The sequence below is a fragment of the Kitasatospora sp. NPDC057542 genome (assembly GCF_042801945.1).
Classification (GTDB): Bacteria; Actinomycetota; Actinomycetes; order Streptomycetales; family Streptomycetaceae; genus Kitasatospora.
The window spans coordinates 1-15,212 of sequence record NZ_JBHVFE010000059.1; the positions used below are offsets into that span (position 1 = coordinate 1).

General features: G+C 72.3%; 22 protein-coding genes. 20 read left to right on the plus strand and 2 right to left on the minus strand.

Features of this window, described 5'->3' with window-relative positions; genetic code table 11:
• Positions 1-193 precede the first annotated feature (193 nt).
• Positions 194-946, minus strand: a complete 753-nt coding sequence (locus ACFU7Y_RS10605) for a glycosyltransferase (protein WP_380767383.1) — start codon at positions 944-946, stop codon at positions 194-196.
• 2 nt (positions 947-948) lie between these two features.
• The gene (locus ACFU7Y_RS10610; RefSeq protein ID WP_380767385.1) at positions 949-1,737 is read right to left on the minus strand and encodes a GntR family transcriptional regulator; all 789 of its coding nucleotides are present in this window, start codon (positions 1,735-1,737) and stop codon (positions 949-951) included.
• 593 nt (positions 1,738-2,330) lie between these two features.
• On the opposite strand from ACFU7Y_RS10610, the gene ACFU7Y_RS10615 reads away from it, so the two are divergent.
• The 20 genes from ACFU7Y_RS10615 to ACFU7Y_RS10710 all read left to right on the plus strand — a co-directional run bounded on the left by ACFU7Y_RS10615 (position 2,331) and on the right by ACFU7Y_RS10710 (position 15,116).
• The gene (locus tag ACFU7Y_RS10615; RefSeq protein ID WP_380767387.1) at positions 2,331-2,579 is read left to right on the plus strand and encodes a hypothetical protein; all 249 of its coding nucleotides are present in this window, start codon (positions 2,331-2,333) and stop codon (positions 2,577-2,579) included.
• A complete protein-coding gene (locus tag ACFU7Y_RS10620) occupies positions 2,579-2,977 on the plus strand; it encodes a WhiB family transcriptional regulator (protein ID WP_380767389.1) in 399 nt (132 codons plus the stop codon). The genes ACFU7Y_RS10615 and ACFU7Y_RS10620 overlap by 1 nt, the downstream gene beginning before the upstream one ends.
• A 73-nt stretch (positions 2,978-3,050) precedes the next feature.
• Positions 3,051-4,070, plus strand: a complete 1,020-nt coding sequence (locus ACFU7Y_RS10625) for a DUF2637 domain-containing protein (RefSeq protein WP_380767430.1) — start codon at positions 3,051-3,053, stop codon at positions 4,068-4,070.
• On the plus strand, positions 4,067-4,411 hold the full coding sequence (locus tag ACFU7Y_RS10630; RefSeq protein ID WP_380767391.1) for a hypothetical protein: 345 nt from the start codon (positions 4,067-4,069) through the stop codon (positions 4,409-4,411). Before ACFU7Y_RS10625 ends, ACFU7Y_RS10630 begins: the two co-directional genes overlap by 4 nt.
• Entirely contained in the window at positions 4,408-4,782 is a 375-nt protein-coding gene (locus ACFU7Y_RS10635) for an RRQRL motif-containing zinc-binding protein (RefSeq protein ID WP_380767393.1), read from the plus strand. Before ACFU7Y_RS10630 ends, ACFU7Y_RS10635 begins: the two co-directional genes overlap by 4 nt.
• 18 nt (positions 4,783-4,800) lie before the next feature.
• Positions 4,801-5,571: a DUF4097 family beta strand repeat-containing protein gene (locus tag ACFU7Y_RS10640; protein WP_380767394.1), complete on the plus strand. Its 771-nt coding sequence runs from the start codon at positions 4,801-4,803 to the stop codon at positions 5,569-5,571.
• 11 nt (positions 5,572-5,582) lie between these two features.
• Positions 5,583-5,969: an ATPase gene (locus ACFU7Y_RS10645; protein ID WP_380767395.1), complete on the plus strand. Its 387-nt coding sequence runs from the start codon at positions 5,583-5,585 to the stop codon at positions 5,967-5,969.
• A 13-nt stretch (positions 5,970-5,982) separates the two neighbouring features.
• A complete protein-coding gene (locus ACFU7Y_RS10650; protein WP_380767396.1) occupies positions 5,983-6,225 on the plus strand; it encodes a hypothetical protein in 243 nt (80 codons plus the stop codon).
• A gap of 17 nt (positions 6,226-6,242) precedes the next feature.
• Positions 6,243-6,689 (plus strand): hypothetical protein, encoded by a 447-nt coding sequence (locus ACFU7Y_RS10655; protein WP_380767398.1) that lies wholly within the window; start codon positions 6,243-6,245, stop codon positions 6,687-6,689.
• Positions 6,690-6,730: 41 nt separating this feature from the next.
• On the plus strand, positions 6,731-7,231 hold the full coding sequence (locus ACFU7Y_RS10660; RefSeq protein ID WP_380767400.1) for a hypothetical protein: 501 nt from the start codon (positions 6,731-6,733) through the stop codon (positions 7,229-7,231).
• A complete protein-coding gene (locus ACFU7Y_RS10665) occupies positions 7,231-7,413 on the plus strand; it encodes a hypothetical protein (RefSeq protein WP_380767402.1) in 183 nt (60 codons plus the stop codon). Before ACFU7Y_RS10660 ends, ACFU7Y_RS10665 begins: the two co-directional genes overlap by 1 nt.
• Positions 7,414-9,215: 1,802 nt before the next feature.
• A complete protein-coding gene (locus ACFU7Y_RS10670) occupies positions 9,216-9,632 on the plus strand; it encodes a hypothetical protein (RefSeq protein WP_380767403.1) in 417 nt (138 codons plus the stop codon).
• Between the two features lie 8 nt (positions 9,633-9,640).
• Positions 9,641-10,141 carry a hypothetical protein gene (locus ACFU7Y_RS10675; RefSeq protein WP_380767405.1) on the plus strand — a complete coding sequence of 167 codons (501 nt, stop codon included), beginning with the start codon at positions 9,641-9,643 and terminating at the stop codon, positions 10,139-10,141.
• An 86-nt stretch (positions 10,142-10,227) separates the two neighbouring features.
• The gene (locus ACFU7Y_RS10680) at positions 10,228-11,061 is read left to right on the plus strand and encodes a hypothetical protein (protein ID WP_380767407.1); all 834 of its coding nucleotides are present in this window, start codon (positions 10,228-10,230) and stop codon (positions 11,059-11,061) included.
• Positions 11,058-12,437 carry a transfer protein gene (locus ACFU7Y_RS10685; protein ID WP_380767409.1) on the plus strand — a complete coding sequence of 460 codons (1,380 nt, stop codon included), beginning with the start codon at positions 11,058-11,060 and terminating at the stop codon, positions 12,435-12,437. The genes ACFU7Y_RS10680 and ACFU7Y_RS10685 overlap by 4 nt, the downstream gene beginning before the upstream one ends.
• A gap of 56 nt (positions 12,438-12,493) precedes the next feature.
• Complete coding sequence (locus ACFU7Y_RS10690; protein ID WP_380767411.1) at positions 12,494-12,685, plus strand: hypothetical protein; 192 nt, start codon at positions 12,494-12,496, stop codon at positions 12,683-12,685.
• Positions 12,686-12,702: 17 nt separating this feature from the next.
• Positions 12,703-13,140 carry a hypothetical protein gene (locus ACFU7Y_RS10695; protein ID WP_380767412.1) on the plus strand — a complete coding sequence of 146 codons (438 nt, stop codon included), beginning with the start codon at positions 12,703-12,705 and terminating at the stop codon, positions 13,138-13,140.
• Between the two features lie 14 nt (positions 13,141-13,154).
• A complete protein-coding gene (locus tag ACFU7Y_RS10700) occupies positions 13,155-13,412 on the plus strand; it encodes a hypothetical protein (RefSeq protein ID WP_380767414.1) in 258 nt (85 codons plus the stop codon).
• A 190-nt stretch (positions 13,413-13,602) separates the two neighbouring features.
• The gene (locus ACFU7Y_RS10705) at positions 13,603-14,355 is read left to right on the plus strand and encodes a DNA cytosine methyltransferase (protein ID WP_380767416.1); all 753 of its coding nucleotides are present in this window, start codon (positions 13,603-13,605) and stop codon (positions 14,353-14,355) included.
• Positions 14,356-14,423: 68 nt separating this feature from the next.
• Positions 14,424-15,116 (plus strand): DNA methylase, encoded by a 693-nt coding sequence (locus tag ACFU7Y_RS10710; RefSeq protein WP_380767418.1) that lies wholly within the window; start codon positions 14,424-14,426, stop codon positions 15,114-15,116.
• Positions 15,117-15,212 lie beyond the last annotated feature (96 nt).

Below are 15,212 nucleotides of genomic sequence, written 5' to 3' on the forward strand. Positions count from 1 at the left end.
GCCGATACCCGCCCTGAGCTGGGTGTTCCTCACCAGCGGAGAGCGTGGGATTCGAACCCACGGTGACGGGTCACGCCACGACAGTTTTCAAGAACAATTCCGTCGCGCCGTCCGCACTGGCCCTGACCAGGGGCAACACCGTATCAACGCCGCCGTTGGCGAGCCATGGCCCACACCTGGCCCACGATCAGGTTCAGCTTTCAACTCGCCACCCGTCGAGCGCCGAGAGGGCGCGCGCCCGCGCCTCGATTACGGCCATGCGAGCCGACCGCTCCTCCCCTTGTCCATGCGCGGGCTGACTGGTGCTCTGCCCCGGCCACTTGCGGTACAGAAGGCCCGTCTCTGCGCTGAACCATCCTTGGCTCACCGCATTCAGAGCGAGCAGAAGGCCGGTGTCCTCGGACGCTGGAAGCGCCATCCAGCCTCCGAGTGCCAGGAGAAGGTCCCTCCGAACGCACAGCGTCGCGGGGTGCACTTGGGCTCGGAAGTCGTGGGCCTTCCAGTGCTCAAGCACGGCACCGCGCTCAATCGGACCTTCCGGCGGATCCTGGTCGAATCCGACGGTGGAGCCGTCCGGCAGAAGGTCGAGCACCCGGGACGTACTCCAGCAGATGCCCGGGTTCCCCAACGCAGCCAGATCGCGAGCCAATGTGCCCGGGGTCAGCATGTCGTCGGCATCCAAGACCTTGACGAACTCTCCTTCCGCCCGAGACAGCGCCAGAGTCCTGGCAACCCCAGCGCGCCCATGGCGCCCCTGACCGAAGCTGATCCGGGGGTCTTCGGGGACGTGCGGCGCCACCGCGCCCGTCTCCCCATCCTCCTGAATCACCCACTGCCAGCTCCACCCTTCGGGGAGCTGCTGATCTACAAGCGACTTGTAGGCGTCGGCCAAGAACGGCGCCGACGGGCCATGCACCGCCGTGATGACGGTCAGGATGTTGGTCATGCTCACCACCTTGTCAGCTTGCTCGTGAAGGTCAGTTCTGCACGATCGCCCGGCAGGACCACGTCGGACACCTCGACCACTCGGTCGTTAATGTCGATGCTGACCTTTCGGCAGATGATCACCGACACGCCCGCCGACAGGCCCAACTCCTCCGCCTCTTCCGGCGTGGGCGGCCGGGCCCGGAACGACTCCACAATCCGGTCCAGTTCGATCCCGACGGTCCAGAGCTGGTTTTGAGTTCCCCCGGGCCATGGTTCCTGATCGTCACGCAACAGGTCAGGGTTGCCGGCGACCATGTCGAGCACCAGGTAGGACTCCGCGCGGTTGAGCGGCGTTCGCTCCTCCCGGTACCTGGTTCGGTACGTCCTGCGAAGCAGCATCGTGCCTTCAGGTACACCGAACTCCTCCGCAAGCTCGGCTGGCGCTGACACCTGTGCGTACTTGGCCTCAAAGACCAAGTCGTCGATGGTCAGACCGGTGTCTCGCTCCGTCGCACCGGTCGAGCGCCGCTCCGATTCGGGCTGCCGGGCTCGATCTTTCTCCCACTGGTGACGCGCGCCGTCCCGGACGATCCTGGTTGGCTCCTTTCGGACGAACGTCCCCCGGCCATGCTGCCGCTCGACTAGCCCTTCCGCCTCCAAGACACCGACCGCCTGCCGCACGGTCGGCACGCTTGTTCCGTGCTGGTCCGCCAGTGCCGTTTCTGCCGGAAGCCTGTTGCCGGGCTTGAGCCGACCTGCACGGATCTCTTCCCGTAGCGCGTCTGCGATGCGCTCGTACCTCTTCGCCATGGTGGCCTCCGCCGTCCATCGGTGCGTGACTCGCCCAGGATAAGTCCTCAAGAGGAGTTGACGACTTCCTGAGAACCCGTCATAGTCATTCCAGCTCCTAAAGAGGAGTTGAGGACAGGACCTCAACATGACTTCGGGGCTTGCTTGACCTGCGCAGATGCATCTCAAGGCTCGTGCAACAACGCCTTGATGGCACGTCTGTGAGCTGAGGCGGAGGACGCTGCAATCTCCGCAAAGGCCAGGGGATAGGGGTTCGGCAAGGTCCGGCCCTGACTGGCGAGGTGGCCCGGCGACCGCGAGCAACGGCCGGAGAGTGGGGGCGTGGCCCCCCTTGCAGTGAGTTTCCCTGCCCGCTCGACCGAAGGAGGTGCCCCGATGAACCCGATCGACCGCAAGAGACATAGGTCGCCTCGCCGGGCCATCTGCCGGTGAGGCATCGACCAGCGATCACGGTTCCCGGCGTCCCGCCGCCTCGGCGGAGGTACGTCGGGTCCGCGCGGACGCTCGTCGATCGTCCGTCCCCAACACGGCTGCGGTCCCGGTGCGGGAACACCGGGACCGCTCAGGGCCGTCCGAGTGAAGGAACACGACCCATGAAACTGATTGTCGCAGGCCAGGACGCCGTGACGCCGGACGAGTTCGCAGAACTCGCGCTCGGCGTCGGCATCGACGCCGAGCTGTTCACTGGCAGCGAGGACGAGACCGCCGAGGACCGGCGGGTCCGGCTCGACGCCGCGCGGGACATCCTGCGGGACCTGGACGGGCCGACGGCCCGGTTCGCGTCCGCGCTGATGCGCACTGCCGAGCGCCGCCGGGTGCTGACCTGGAAGGCGGCCGCGTGATGACCCAGCTCCACACCCTCATCAACGGTGCGACCCGCACCCCGCACCTGGTCGCCCGCCCGGCGGCCATCGTGCTCGCCGAGTACCGCCCGGACGGCGACGGCGACCTGCGCGGCGCCGCCTGCGCCGGCGTCGACACCAACCTGTTCTTCCCGGAGGTCGACGAGGACGCCGAGGACATCGAGGTTGCTCGCGCGGCGGCCGAGTGGGCCGAGCGCCGGGCAAAGATGATCTGCGCCGGGTGCCCGGTCCGCACGATGTGCCTGGAGCTGGCCCTGGAACGGCGCGAGAAGCACGGCGTCTTCGGCGGGCTGAACGCCGCCGAGCGGTGGAGCGTGAGCGAGCGCCGCCGCAAGCTCGCCGCCCGCGAGCGCCGCGCGGCCGGGGGTGCTCACTGATGAACGCCCCGATGCTCACCGTGCTCACGACGCGCTCACCGCGCACCCGGCGGTGGTCGCGGTGAAGCTGCGGATGAGCCCGGACCAGATCCGTTCGGCCGAGCGCGCGTTGGCCGTGGGCACGTGGACGATCACGCTCGGCGCGGTCCTCTACAGCGTGCTCACGGTGACCCCGCTGATGTCCCACCACACCCCCGACGGCTGGGAGTGGACGGCCCCGATCCTGCCCCTGGTCGTGGACGCGGCGGTGGTGATCGTGGTCCGCATGGACAGCACGCTTGCCCGACTCGACGGCGACGGCGGCCGGTGGCCGGTCGTGCTGCGTTGGATGACCGGCCTCATGACGGTGCTGCTCAACGTGGGTCAGTCCGCCCTGGACCACGACAAAGTCGGGGTGGCGGTCCACGCGGTGGCACCGCTGCTGCTGATCGTCACGGCGGAGACCTCGCTCGCCTACCGGCGGGCGATCGCCGCCGCACTGGCCACCCGTGAAGCCCGTGAGCGCAATGAGCGAGCCGAGCGCGAGCGCCGCGCCGAGGAACGCCGTCGGCAGGAACGCGAAGACCGGCAGGCCGAGCAGGAGCGGGCCGACCAGCGCGAGCGTGAGCGCCGTGAGCACGAGCAGCAGATGATCCGCGAGCAGCGTGAGCACGAGGAGCGGATGGCTCGCGAGGAACGCGAGGAACGGGCCCGCCGCGATGCCGCTGTCCGGGAGGAACAGCAGGGCCGGGTGGACGCCGAGCGGCGTGAGCGTGAGCGCCGTGAGCGCGAGGTGAGCGAGCGTGAGCGCCGTGAGCGTGAGCGTGAGCAGGACGCCGAGCGCGAGGTCGAGCGGCTGCGGCAGGAACTCCTTGCCGCGCCGGCCGTGGACGAGCGTCTGCCCGAGGACGAGGCCCGGCTGAAGATCCAGACCTGCGTGAAGCTCACCATCCCGCAGCGCAAGGCGGTCGACCTGACCGGCTGGTCCGTCGGATGGGTCGCCGCCCGCTACCAGGAACTGCGCTCGGCCCGCCCGGAGCGACCCGCCCTGCACGCCGTCCCCGCCACCACCGAAGAGACCACCGCGCCGCGCGCCGAGGAGCAGGCATCGTGACCACCACCACCGACACCACCGTCCTGGCCGGCGAGCAGGTGAACGCCGCCGGCGCCCTGCTCGCCCTCCTCACCTCCCACCCGAACCTGCCGGCGCCGAATATCCGCCTGAACCCGATGCAGGTGCCCGGCACGTACGAGTGGACGTGGGGGCTGCACGTCGCCCTGCACGACCGCCTCGACCACTTCGAACAGTGGCGGACCGCCCTCGGCCTCGCCCCCTCCGCCGTCGACCAGGGGCACCGCGGCAACACGGCCTGGCTGACCGTCGCCGGCGCCTACAGCGGCGTCCCCATCGAGCTGCACGGCTTCTACCGGCTCGGCCCGGACGCCGAGCGGTGAGCCGCCCCCGCCACTGGGACCCCGACGGGGCCCGACACGGCGGCACACCCACCTACCCGTGGCGCATGGCGCCGCGTGGCCTCTTCACCCGCCGCCAGCTCCGCGCCAAGGGCCTACGCCCCGGAGGCCAGGACGTCGCTGCGCAGGTCATGTGGCGCTCCCGCTACGGCGGTACCCGCCCCGCCTACCTCTACCGCCTCACCCTGGCCAAGCCCGTGCGGCCGATGACCCCCGCCCGGGCCGCCGCCCTCGCCAAGGTCAACGCCGCCCGCCGCACCTGCCCCGCCTGCGGGCAGGACGCCGGCTACGTCCTGCCCGCGCACCTCGGCACCTGCCTGACCTGCGCCGACCACGCCCCGCTCGCCGCCTGACCTCAGGGGAGATCTGCTATGAGCACCGCTCGCACCTTCCGCGCCACCCACGCCGACAAGCTCGCCCTCGATCTGCCGACCGGCGACGTCCGCGTCTTCACCCACCCCGACGCCACGGCCATCACGGTCCTGCTCACCACCGACGACGACCACGGCCCGGCCGCCGACGCCGTCAACCAGGCCCGGATGTCGGAGAACCGCAACACCCTGAACATCGACGTCCCCCACGTCGACAGCGGCATCACCGTCACCACCCGCAGCGGGCGCACGCTCGTGACCCAGTCCGTCGTCACCGGGAACGTCACCGGGATGACGATCGTCAACGGCCGGATCGTCGCCGGCGGCGGCATCCACCACGCCGGCGTCAGCCCGGTCACCGCGACCGTGCTCCTGCCGCCCGCCGCCCTCGGCATGGCCCTCAAGACCCTCTCCGCCGACCTCACCGCCACCGGCCACCTCCGCCTCCTGGCCATCACCTCCACCTCCGGCGACGTGCACGTCGACTCCGTGGACGTCCTGACGGTCACCACGGTCTCCGGCGACGTCTTCGCCCAGCGCATCGGCGCCGACGCCGAGATCTGGTCCACCTCCGGTGACGTGCGCATCGCCGTCCACGAGGGCCACGCCACCACCGTCAACACGGTCGGCGGCGACGTCCGCATCACCGCCGGCACCCGCGCCACCGGCCGCCTGTCCGTCCGCACGGTCTCCGGCAACATCGACCTGAGCGGCACCGGCTGTCTCGACGTCACCGCCTGCACCGTCTCCGGCCGCAAGAACCAGCGCTGAGGGGCCCGGACATGTCCGTCACCGAGATCAGCGTCGTCTCGTTCGGCTACCTCCACGACGCCCCGCCCGAGGCGCACCTGACCCTCGACCTGCGGCGCCACTTCCGCGACCCGCACGTCGACCCGGCCCTGCGCAGCCTCACCGCCCACGACCTGCCCGTCCGCCGGGCCGTGCTCGCCACCCCGGGCATCCGTGAGTTGATCGCCGCCGCCGCGCTGTTGGCCGACGCCTACGACGCCGGCCCTGCCGAGTCGCCGCTGACCATCGCGGTCGGCTGTGCGGGCGGCCGCCACCGCGCCCCCACCGTGGCCATGGCCCTGGCCAAGCGACTCGGCAAGACCGGCATCACCGTCCACCTCGGCCACCGCGACCTCGGCAAGCCCGTCGTCGACCGCTGACAGGAGCTTCCACATGAGCTGGACCACCTCGGACGCCACCGCCCTCGCCGACGCCCTCGACCGGGGCGCCGCCGACAAGGCCGAGGCCGCCGACTCCGCCGATGTCTTCGTCGCCGACCCGGCCAACAGCCCGTGGGACCGCAGCGTGGCCCGCGAGGCCGCCCACATCCTGCGCACCCAGGCCCGCGACATGCGCGCCGACGCCGCCGCCATCCGTGACGGCGCCGACCCCACCGAGCTCGGCTACACCGCCTGACCAGGAACGGAGACACCATGACCAGCATCCGAGCCGCCCGGTTCGCCGCCGTCTACGCCCTGCTGCGGTCGGCGGCGGACGTCGCCGACCACTGGATCCAGACCGACCACCAGGCCACCACCAAGGGCAACCTCGGAGCGGCCGGCCGCCGGGCCTGCGCCGCCCACGTCGCCACCTACACCGCCGTTCAGGCCGCCGCACTGCTCGGCGGCGCCCGCCTGCTCGGCATCCGCCTGCGGCCCGGCCCGGTGACCGCCGCGCTCGCGCTCAGCGCGGCCACCCACTACGTCGCCGACCGGCAGGGCGGCCACTGGCGGGACCCCGAGCCCCACGGCGTCGTCCGCCTCGCCCACGCCACCGGCAGCGGCGGCTGGCTCCAGCGCGACCCCCAGTCCGGCTACCTGCTCGACCAGGCCTGGCACCACGCCTTCGAGACCGCTGCGGCGCTCGTCGCCTCGGCTTGACCCGCCGCCACCCGAAACGAGCCCGAAAAGGGAGGAACACCATGACCAGCACGAGCAGGTGGACGTCGGACCACTTGACGGCCCCGGGCGGCACGGCCATCTACGCCGCCCAGCAGCGCGAGCGGCTGCGGCAGATGGCCGATGAGGTCCAGGCCCTGCTGCGCGAGTACCGCGCGGACCTGGAGTCGGTGCGCATCGACGGCGACAGGCTGTTCCAGCCGCGCGTGCGCGCCTACTTCGCGACCCGGCCGCTCGCCAATCTGGAACGGCACCTGCGGGAGGCGGTGAACGCCGCCGGAAAGCTCGACGCCGAATACAACCGCCGGTTCGTCGAGGCGCCGAAGAAGCGTGCGGCCCGCGCCGCCGAGAAAGCCCTGGAGAAGGACCGTAAGGCCGGTCTCCAGACGGCCCGGAGCGCGGACGCGGTGAACACCGCCGCGACCCTTCACGGGATTTCTTCCGCGCTTTCCGGGAAGGCGGACGGGAATTCCGGAGAGAAGCAGGCTCCGGCGTTCCTCGACTTCCTGAAGGAGAGTGCTTGATGCCGCTTTCCCCGGGTCAGGTCGCCTACTGGCAGAAGCGCCTGGCGGCGACGACGACGAACGCGGACCGGGCGCGGGAGCTATGGGACCTGGCCCGCACGCTGGCCGGCACCAACGAGGAGGCGTGGGCCGATCTGGTGCGGATGCTCAGCGCCTGGACCCAGCAGCACGCCGCGTCCTGACACGCGCCCCCTTGGTGACGCTTCGCGCTCATCATCATCACTCTGCTCCGTGAATCCGGGGGTCCCACGTACGCGTGCACGCGTACGCGCGAAGGACCCCCGGATGCGTGACGGAGCGTGACATCCCGATTGGAGGCCCGATGGCCGACAACGACGGGGGGACCGTGCTCGGGTTCCCCCGGCTGACGGTGCCGGGGGTCGTGGCCGAGGACCGGCCGCCCGACGGCCCTCCGGTGCTGGCCCCGCTCGCCACCGACCTGGCCCCGCCCGCGTCCCTGTCGATCCCCGACAACCCCGAGCTTTCCCGCGAAAGCGAATACGCCGCACCGGCCGGGCCGCCCGCCGAAAACGGCGGCCCGGCGAATGTGACCGCCATGTCGGCGGTCATGATGGCCGGGATCACCGTGGCCGCCCTGCGGGGCGCCGCCCATTTCGTCGCCTACATGAAAGCCCGCGCCGAACACCAGAAAACGGTGGAGCGGCAGCGGCCATCCTCCGTCGCATCCGGGAATCCACAGGCTGTGGATTCCCGGACCGCCTTTTCCGGGGCGGCGCCCCGGGGCCGGGTGCAGTCCGGTCCGGAATTCGGGCGGAGCATGCGCCATTCGGCGTCGAATCCGCCCCGTACCGGCCCGCAGGTCCCAGCGACGTTCCGCCAGAGCCCCACCGCCCCGGGCGGCCCGTCGGACCGCAGGGCGCCCGAGAAGCCTCGCCACGGCCGTTCTGACGGCCCGTCGGGCGGCGGTGGCAGTCCGGGGCCGGATCGGGTACGGGAGGCCCGCAGAAGGGCCCTGGAGGCCTCCGGGCCGACGGGTCGCCAGAATCGCCTTTCCGGCGGGGGGAATCCGGGCGGGGGCGGGGTGGCCTCTTCCACCTCCCCGGACCGAAACCGGGACCGGGGTCGGGACCGGTCGGCGGGGCGTTCGTTGCGTCAGCCCGCCGCGCCGGACACGATCCGGGGCGCGGCCCGTCGCCGGATGGCCGACCGCATCACCCACGGCCCCAAGGATCGCCCGGCCAAGCCGGAGCGGTCCCCGGCCGGGCCGGACACGATCCGGGGGGCCGCCGGCCGCCGGGTCGCCGACCGCATCACCAGCGGTTCGTGGAAGCCGACCGGCGCCCACAAGTCCCCGTCCGGCTCGACGCCGACGACGATCCGTGCGGCGCTACGGGCCCGGGCCGCCGACCGGATTCTCAACGGCCGCAAGCCCAAACCCGACGCCACCGACGGAGCCACTGATCCGAAGGGCGGGGCCTCGCCGGCCGGGCCGCCTGGCACCGACCTCGCCGCCCGGCCCGACGCCACGCCCGGCCCGAAGCCGGACGGCGGTTCGTCGAGGGGGCACAGGGTGAAGCCGCCGAAGCGCCCGCGCCGGAAGCGGCGGTTGGTGACACCGGGCGGCGCGACCGGGGCCAGGCCCTGGCGAAGCCGCCCCGGGCAGGGCCGTTCCAGCCGCGAACGTCGCCACCGTCGGGATGACCGCTGGTGGCAGCGCGCGCAACGGGCCCGGTGGCGGTTCCGCCGGTTCCGGAGTCCGTGGGCTGAAGAGGCCACCCGGCCCGCCGGTTCGGCCGCTGGCGCGGGCGACGGGTTCGCTCCGCCGCCGGGCTGGGCCTGGACCGAGGGCGAGACGATCACGGTCGAGCGCGCCGACGGCGGCCCCCGCAAGCCCGGTCCGCCCGCCGCCCTCGGCCGGGGCCAGGCAGCGCTGCCCCGTGCGCCGCACCGCTCGGCCCACGCCCGGCCGGGCACCGCCCAACCCCCATCTCCACCACCACCGAGGCCTGTTGGAGGACAGTCCGTGAGCATTCCCCTGCCGCGCGCCGCGCACGGCACGCAGTACGCCGACGCCGAGCTGACGATCTACGACGTCATCGAGGCGGACGCCGACATGGGCGAGGAGATCACCCAGGGCGCCGCCGAGGCCAAGCAGGCCGCCGCCGACTGCGAGGAACTCGCTGAGCAGCTGGAGATGCTGCACACCAAGGTCCTCGCGCTGAAGGTGCCCGGCATCCTGGCGACCGCCGTCGCCAAGCTGATCGAGAAGACCGCGCAGGTCAAGGCCCGCGCCGAGGCGATCGCGGAGAAGATCCCGGCCGCCGCCGAGGCCATCACGACCGCCGGCGACAACGCCGCCGCCCGTCACAAGCCGCTGGCGGACGCCGTGCGCGACGCCGGCCACACCGCACCCGCCGAGCGCGACTACCACAACGAGTAGGAGGACCCGTGTCCGACAGCACCAGCTCCGAGCAGGTCACCAGCAGTCAGCCGCTCACCACGTCCACCGCGCCGTCCGACCGGGACGGCGCCCCGGGCAGGGTCGGTTTGGCCCTCGCCACCGTCGGCAGCGCCCTCACCGAGGCCGTGCGCTACGGCATCGTCATCGCCCAGCTCACCACGACCGGCGTGAAGTTGGCCCTGGTGGCCGACGTGGTCACCAGCGCCTACAAGTACGTCGAGAAGTGCGCCGCCTCGGTGGACCGCCTCGCCGACCAGGCCGCCGCGCTGGCCGTCGACCGCGACACCGTCGCCGAGCACCACGACGCCGCCGCCGTCATGCGCTCGGTCCTGGAAGAGGCCGAGGCCATGGCCGCCGACCTCGCCGACCTGTCCACCGCGTTCCACGCCACCGCCGCCGAGCACGAAGCCGACTACGGGTCGGTCGCCGAGGCCGCCGACGCCATGCCCGTCGAGATGGCCGACCGGACCTTCTACAGCAACCGCTGACCCGAACGGGGCGGCGGCGCCGCCCCGTCGGCAGCGCCGCCGCCCCTTCGCCCGCCCACCCACGGAACGCGAAGGAGAGCACGCTGATGATGTCCCTCGGCCCGATCCGCGGGCGTGTCGCCACCGCCCGCAGCCACCTCGGCCGCGCCGCCACCCTCACCGGCACCGCAGGCCTGGCGACCGGCGCGTTCACCACCGACTTCCTCCCCGCCACGGCCGGCGGCGCCGGAGCCGCAATCGCCTACGGCCTCGCCTGGTCCGCCACCCTCCCCAAGGACCCTGTCCGGGACACCGCCACCGCCCTCTACCTCACCCCGGCCGTCACGATGGCCGGGCTACTCGTCGTCGAGCGCCTGGTCCCGGGCGTGCACTGGTGGGAACTGGCGGCCGGCGCCGCCTGGGCTGCGGCCGTATGGCTCATCCGCCCGGCCCGCATGGCCCGCGTCCTGGCCGGCCGCGAACCCTCCCTCACCCCCGAGGCCGTCGAGCAGGCCCAGCAGGACGCGCCGACCGGCCTGGAGCAGGCCACCGACCGGCACCCGCTCGCCGCCTGGTGGTCCGAGCACGCCGCCATCGACGGGGGCGTCGCCCCCGGCACGGTCCTGGAGCACATCGAGCAGACCGGCCCGCAGTCCATGAGGGCCGTCATCCGCTCCGCCCACCACGGCACCCCGGTCCCCACGATCTCCACCACCCGCCTGTCCGCCCTGATCGACTGGGACGAGGAGGAGATCACCGTCACGAAGATGCCCGGCCGGGGCGCCGGGGTCCGCCGCCTCACCGTCGGCCGCGCGCCGCAGGACGCCGCCGACATGTACGCACACTGGGCCCAGCACATCGCCCCCAAGGGCATGCCCGGCACGGTCATCACCGGTCTCCGGGTCGTCGACACCGACACCGGGCGGGAGATCGACGCGTGAGCCGCATCTACGAACTCACCCTCGAAGCGCCGCCCGGCGACATCATCACCTACGACCCCGAACGCCTCGCCGACGCCATGCGCATCGACGACCCCTCCCGCCTCGCCATCGAAGCCATGGGCAGCCAGGCCCTGGTCACCATCTACCCCACCGACCCGCTCGCCGACGTCCACCTGCCCAGCCCCGAGGCGCTGGTCATGGACGAGCGCGGCCGGATCTGGATCGGCAGCTACCACAACGGCCGCAAGGTTCACGTCCAGCTCTACGACCCGGCCTCCGGATCGGCCCAGCGCCTGCTGCTGTTCGGCACCACCGGTGCCGGGAAGTCCACCGGCGGCCAGATCATCCTCGCCGCGATGAAACGCTCCGGGATCACCACCTTCTACGGCGACCTGAAAGAGGGCCAGTCCGCCCCCGAAGCACGCGGCAACGTCGACTGGGCGGTGTACTCGCAAGAGGGCGTCATGGCCCAGCTGCACGCCACCTGGTGCGTCATGCGCGAGCGCGCCGCCCGGTACGCCGCGGCCGGCCGCTCCAAGTTCCTGCGCGACCGCCCCGACCCGCTGCTCTACGTCGTCATCGACGAAGCCAACAGGTTGCTGGAGAAGGGCGCCCCTTACCGGGACCTGGCCACCTTCTACATCAAGGACATCGGCCGCACCGGCCGCTCCCTGGGCGTCGGCATCGCCCTGTTCGCGCAGGCCGGGCACCTCGACGAGCTCGGAGGCTCGGACACGATGCGCGCCATGCTCAAAGAAGGCGAAGTGCTGCTGCTGCGCTGGACGTCGAGCATGATGCAGACGCTCGTCGCCGACGGCCTGCTGCCCGCCGGCCAGAAACTCGCCCCGATCCCGAAGAAGGCCGGAGCCACCCGGCTGGTCTCCCAATTCGAGACGGAGGCCGCCGACGACCGCCCCGGCACCCAGGGCACCGGCTACCACCTTTCCGGCCCCTACCCCGGCGCCAAGATGCGGTTCTTCCGCGTCGGCTCCACGACTCCCACCGAGGGCCTGGACCCCGAGATGCTCGCGCTGTACGGCGACGACCCGCACGCCGTCCTGGAAAAGGCGTCCTGGCCCGTCGCAGGCCAGGCCTACGCCGACAAGCTCGACGGCGCCGCCGCCTACAACGCCGCCTTCCCCCCGCCCGACACCGACGGGGACGAGGGCGGCCGCCGGTCCCGCAGCAGCACACCGGCCGGACCCACCCGCCCGCAGACCACCGCACGGCTCACCGTCGCCGACCGCGTCCAAGCCGCTCTGGAAGCCGCCGACGGCGACATGGACGCCCACGCCCTGCTCGAAGCCGTCAACGCCGACGGCGGACGCCCCGTGAAGCTCGGCAGCATCCGCAACGCCCTCAGCAGCCTGCGCTGACCCCGGCCAGCCGCACACCTCACGCACCGCCCACACCTCACCCATGGAGTGCGCCCGTGATCGTCTCCGTCTCCCTCACCGCCGTCAGCGGCATCGCCCTCTTCTTCCTCATGCGCCACCACTACCTGCGCCTCGGATCCGCCGTCACCGCCGCCCTCTTCGGCTACGCCCTCGCCTCCACCGGCCTCCACACCGCCATAGACCACCTCATCGCCACCATCGCCGCCGCAGCCGGATCCCTCCACTGACCAGAAGGAGAAGCCCCGTGACCACGCCCTTTCAGCCCGCGCCCGCCCCCGTGGCCTACGGCCCCGACGGCACCCCCTACTACGCCGCCCCCGCCCCGCTCACCAACCCGCCCGCCCTCTACCAGGCCCACACCCCGGCCCCGGTACCCACGCAGTCGCTCGCCCCGACCGTGGTCTACCTGCCCACCCCGCCCGCACAGCAGCAGACCGCCGAGCAGCACCCGGTGCGCGACCCGTGGCCCGCCCGCCTGCTCGCCGGCGGCATCGGCATCGGCGCCGGCGGACTCGGCCTCGGCTTCCTGCTCCAGACCCTCGCCGCCGCCACTACCGGCCTCGCCCTGCTCGTCGCCGCCCTCGGCTTCCTCTACCTGCTCAAGAACGGCGGCGGAGCGGGCGGCCGGGGCGGGCAGGGCGCCGTGAACGTGAGCGTCAACGTCACCAACCGCAACCGCTGACCTGGGAGAACTTCATGGCTCGTCTCCGCCTGCGCTACGCCACCTGGCCCCGCCCCGCGATCCACCTGACCGACACCCCCGACCCGAAGTGCTTCGACTGCGACGGCATCGGCAGCTGGGCCGAGGAAGTCGAGTACGAAGGCCCCGAGTACATCCACTGCGCCTGTTGGGATCCCGGACACACCCGCCGCCTGCTGCCCGTCCCGCGCTGGGCCGCGCACCGCTGGCTGGGCTGGACCGAGCCCGTGTACTCCGCCGAGCCGCCGTTCTAGCCGCACCGAGCGCCTGCCCGACCGGCCGTGCCGCCCGGACCACCGCCGCAGCCAGCGGCAGGGCCCGGACGGCGCGGGGGACCGGCAGACCCGCTGCCGCACAGCACGAAGCCCCGCACCAACCGGCGATCCGCCAAGACAGGCGGTTGGTGCGGGGCTTCGCGCGTCCCTCATCAGAGATGGGACCAGCATGCCCGACTTGGACCGCGCCACGTTGGACAACGCCCGCCCGGCCGCCGACTGGCTGCCCGCCCGCCCCTGGAACGGCCTCACCGTCCTCGACGCCTGCTGCGGCGCCGGCGGCCTCTCCATGGGCTACTACCTCGCTGGCTTCAACGTCGTCGGCGTCGACCACAAGCCCATGCCCAACTACCCCTTCGAGTTCCACCAGGCCGACGCCCTCGACTACGTCGCCAAGCACGGCCAGGACTTCGACCTCATCCACGCCTCATGGCCCTGCCAGAACAAGGCCCGCGTCACCGCTTGGCGCGGCAACCGCAACGACCACCCCGACCTGATCACCCCCGGCAAGGCCCTCATGAAGACCATCGGCCGCCCGTGGGTCATCGAGAACGTGCCCGAGGCCAGTTGGGACGGCACGCTCCGCCCCGACTACCTGCTCTGCGGCAGCCAGCTAGGCCTCAACGTCCGCCGTCACCGCGTCTTCGAGACGTCTTGGGGAGGCGGTGGTGACCTCCTCCCGCCCTGCTGGCACCACAAGGGCCTGCTGCCGTTCGCACACAAGGCAGAGCGGGCCTACGCCGACGCCATGGGCTGCACGTGGATGAGCAAAGAGGAGGGGCGCCAGGCCGTCCCACCTGCATACAGCCAGTGGATCGCCGAGCAGTACCTCTCCCACCATCGGGGCCCCGGCGCCCTCGCCGAGTACGCCAACGCTCACCTCACCCCGCTCGTCGCTGACCTGCTCGGCGGTGCCCGGTGAGCGCCCCGGAGCTGTCCCCGCCCCTCCGCCCGGCGGCCGAGTGGTTGCCCGTCCGGCCGTGGAACGGCATGACCGTGCTGGACGCCTACTGCAACATCGGCGGCGCCGGCATGGGGTTCTGGCTGGCCGGGTTCGACGTCGTCGGCGTCGACATCCTGCCCCAGCCGAACTACCCCTTTCCGTTCCTGCAAGGCGACGCGGTCGAGATCATCACCGCCCACGGCCGCCGGTTCGACCTGATCTCCGCCGGGCCACCCTGCCAGTTCGACTGCACCTTGACCGCAGGAACCAACGCCGCCCGCCGCGACCGATACGCGGACCTGCTCGAACCAACTCGCGAAGCGCTGGAGTCCACCGGCCGCCCGTACGTCATCGAGCAGCCCCCCGGCCGCGCCTCCCGCAGGATGAGGATCGACCTCACCCTGTGCGGGGAGATGTTCGGCCGACGGGTGCTCAGGCACCGCAACTTCGAGGCCGGCGGCGGGCTGCTGCTCGACCAGCCGCAGCACGTCCCGCACCGGGGCCTGACCATCGGCTACCGACACGGCCGGTACGTCAGCCCCGACGAGGGCCGGTACTTCCAGGTCTACGGCAACGGCGGCGGCAAGGGCAGCGTGCCCGAGTGGCAGGACGCCATGGGCATCCACTGGACCACCGTCCGACGCGAGATCGCCGAGGCCATCCCCCCGGACTACACGCGGCTGATCGGCCGACAGGCCGCCGCCCAACTCGGCGCCGCACCCGTCGCTCGGGCCGCGTAGGACCACCGTCGTGGCGACCGTCCTGGACTGGCGCGACGCCCACCACTTCGACCGCAGCCGCACCCTCCCGTGCCGCTGGTGCGGTCGTCCCACCCC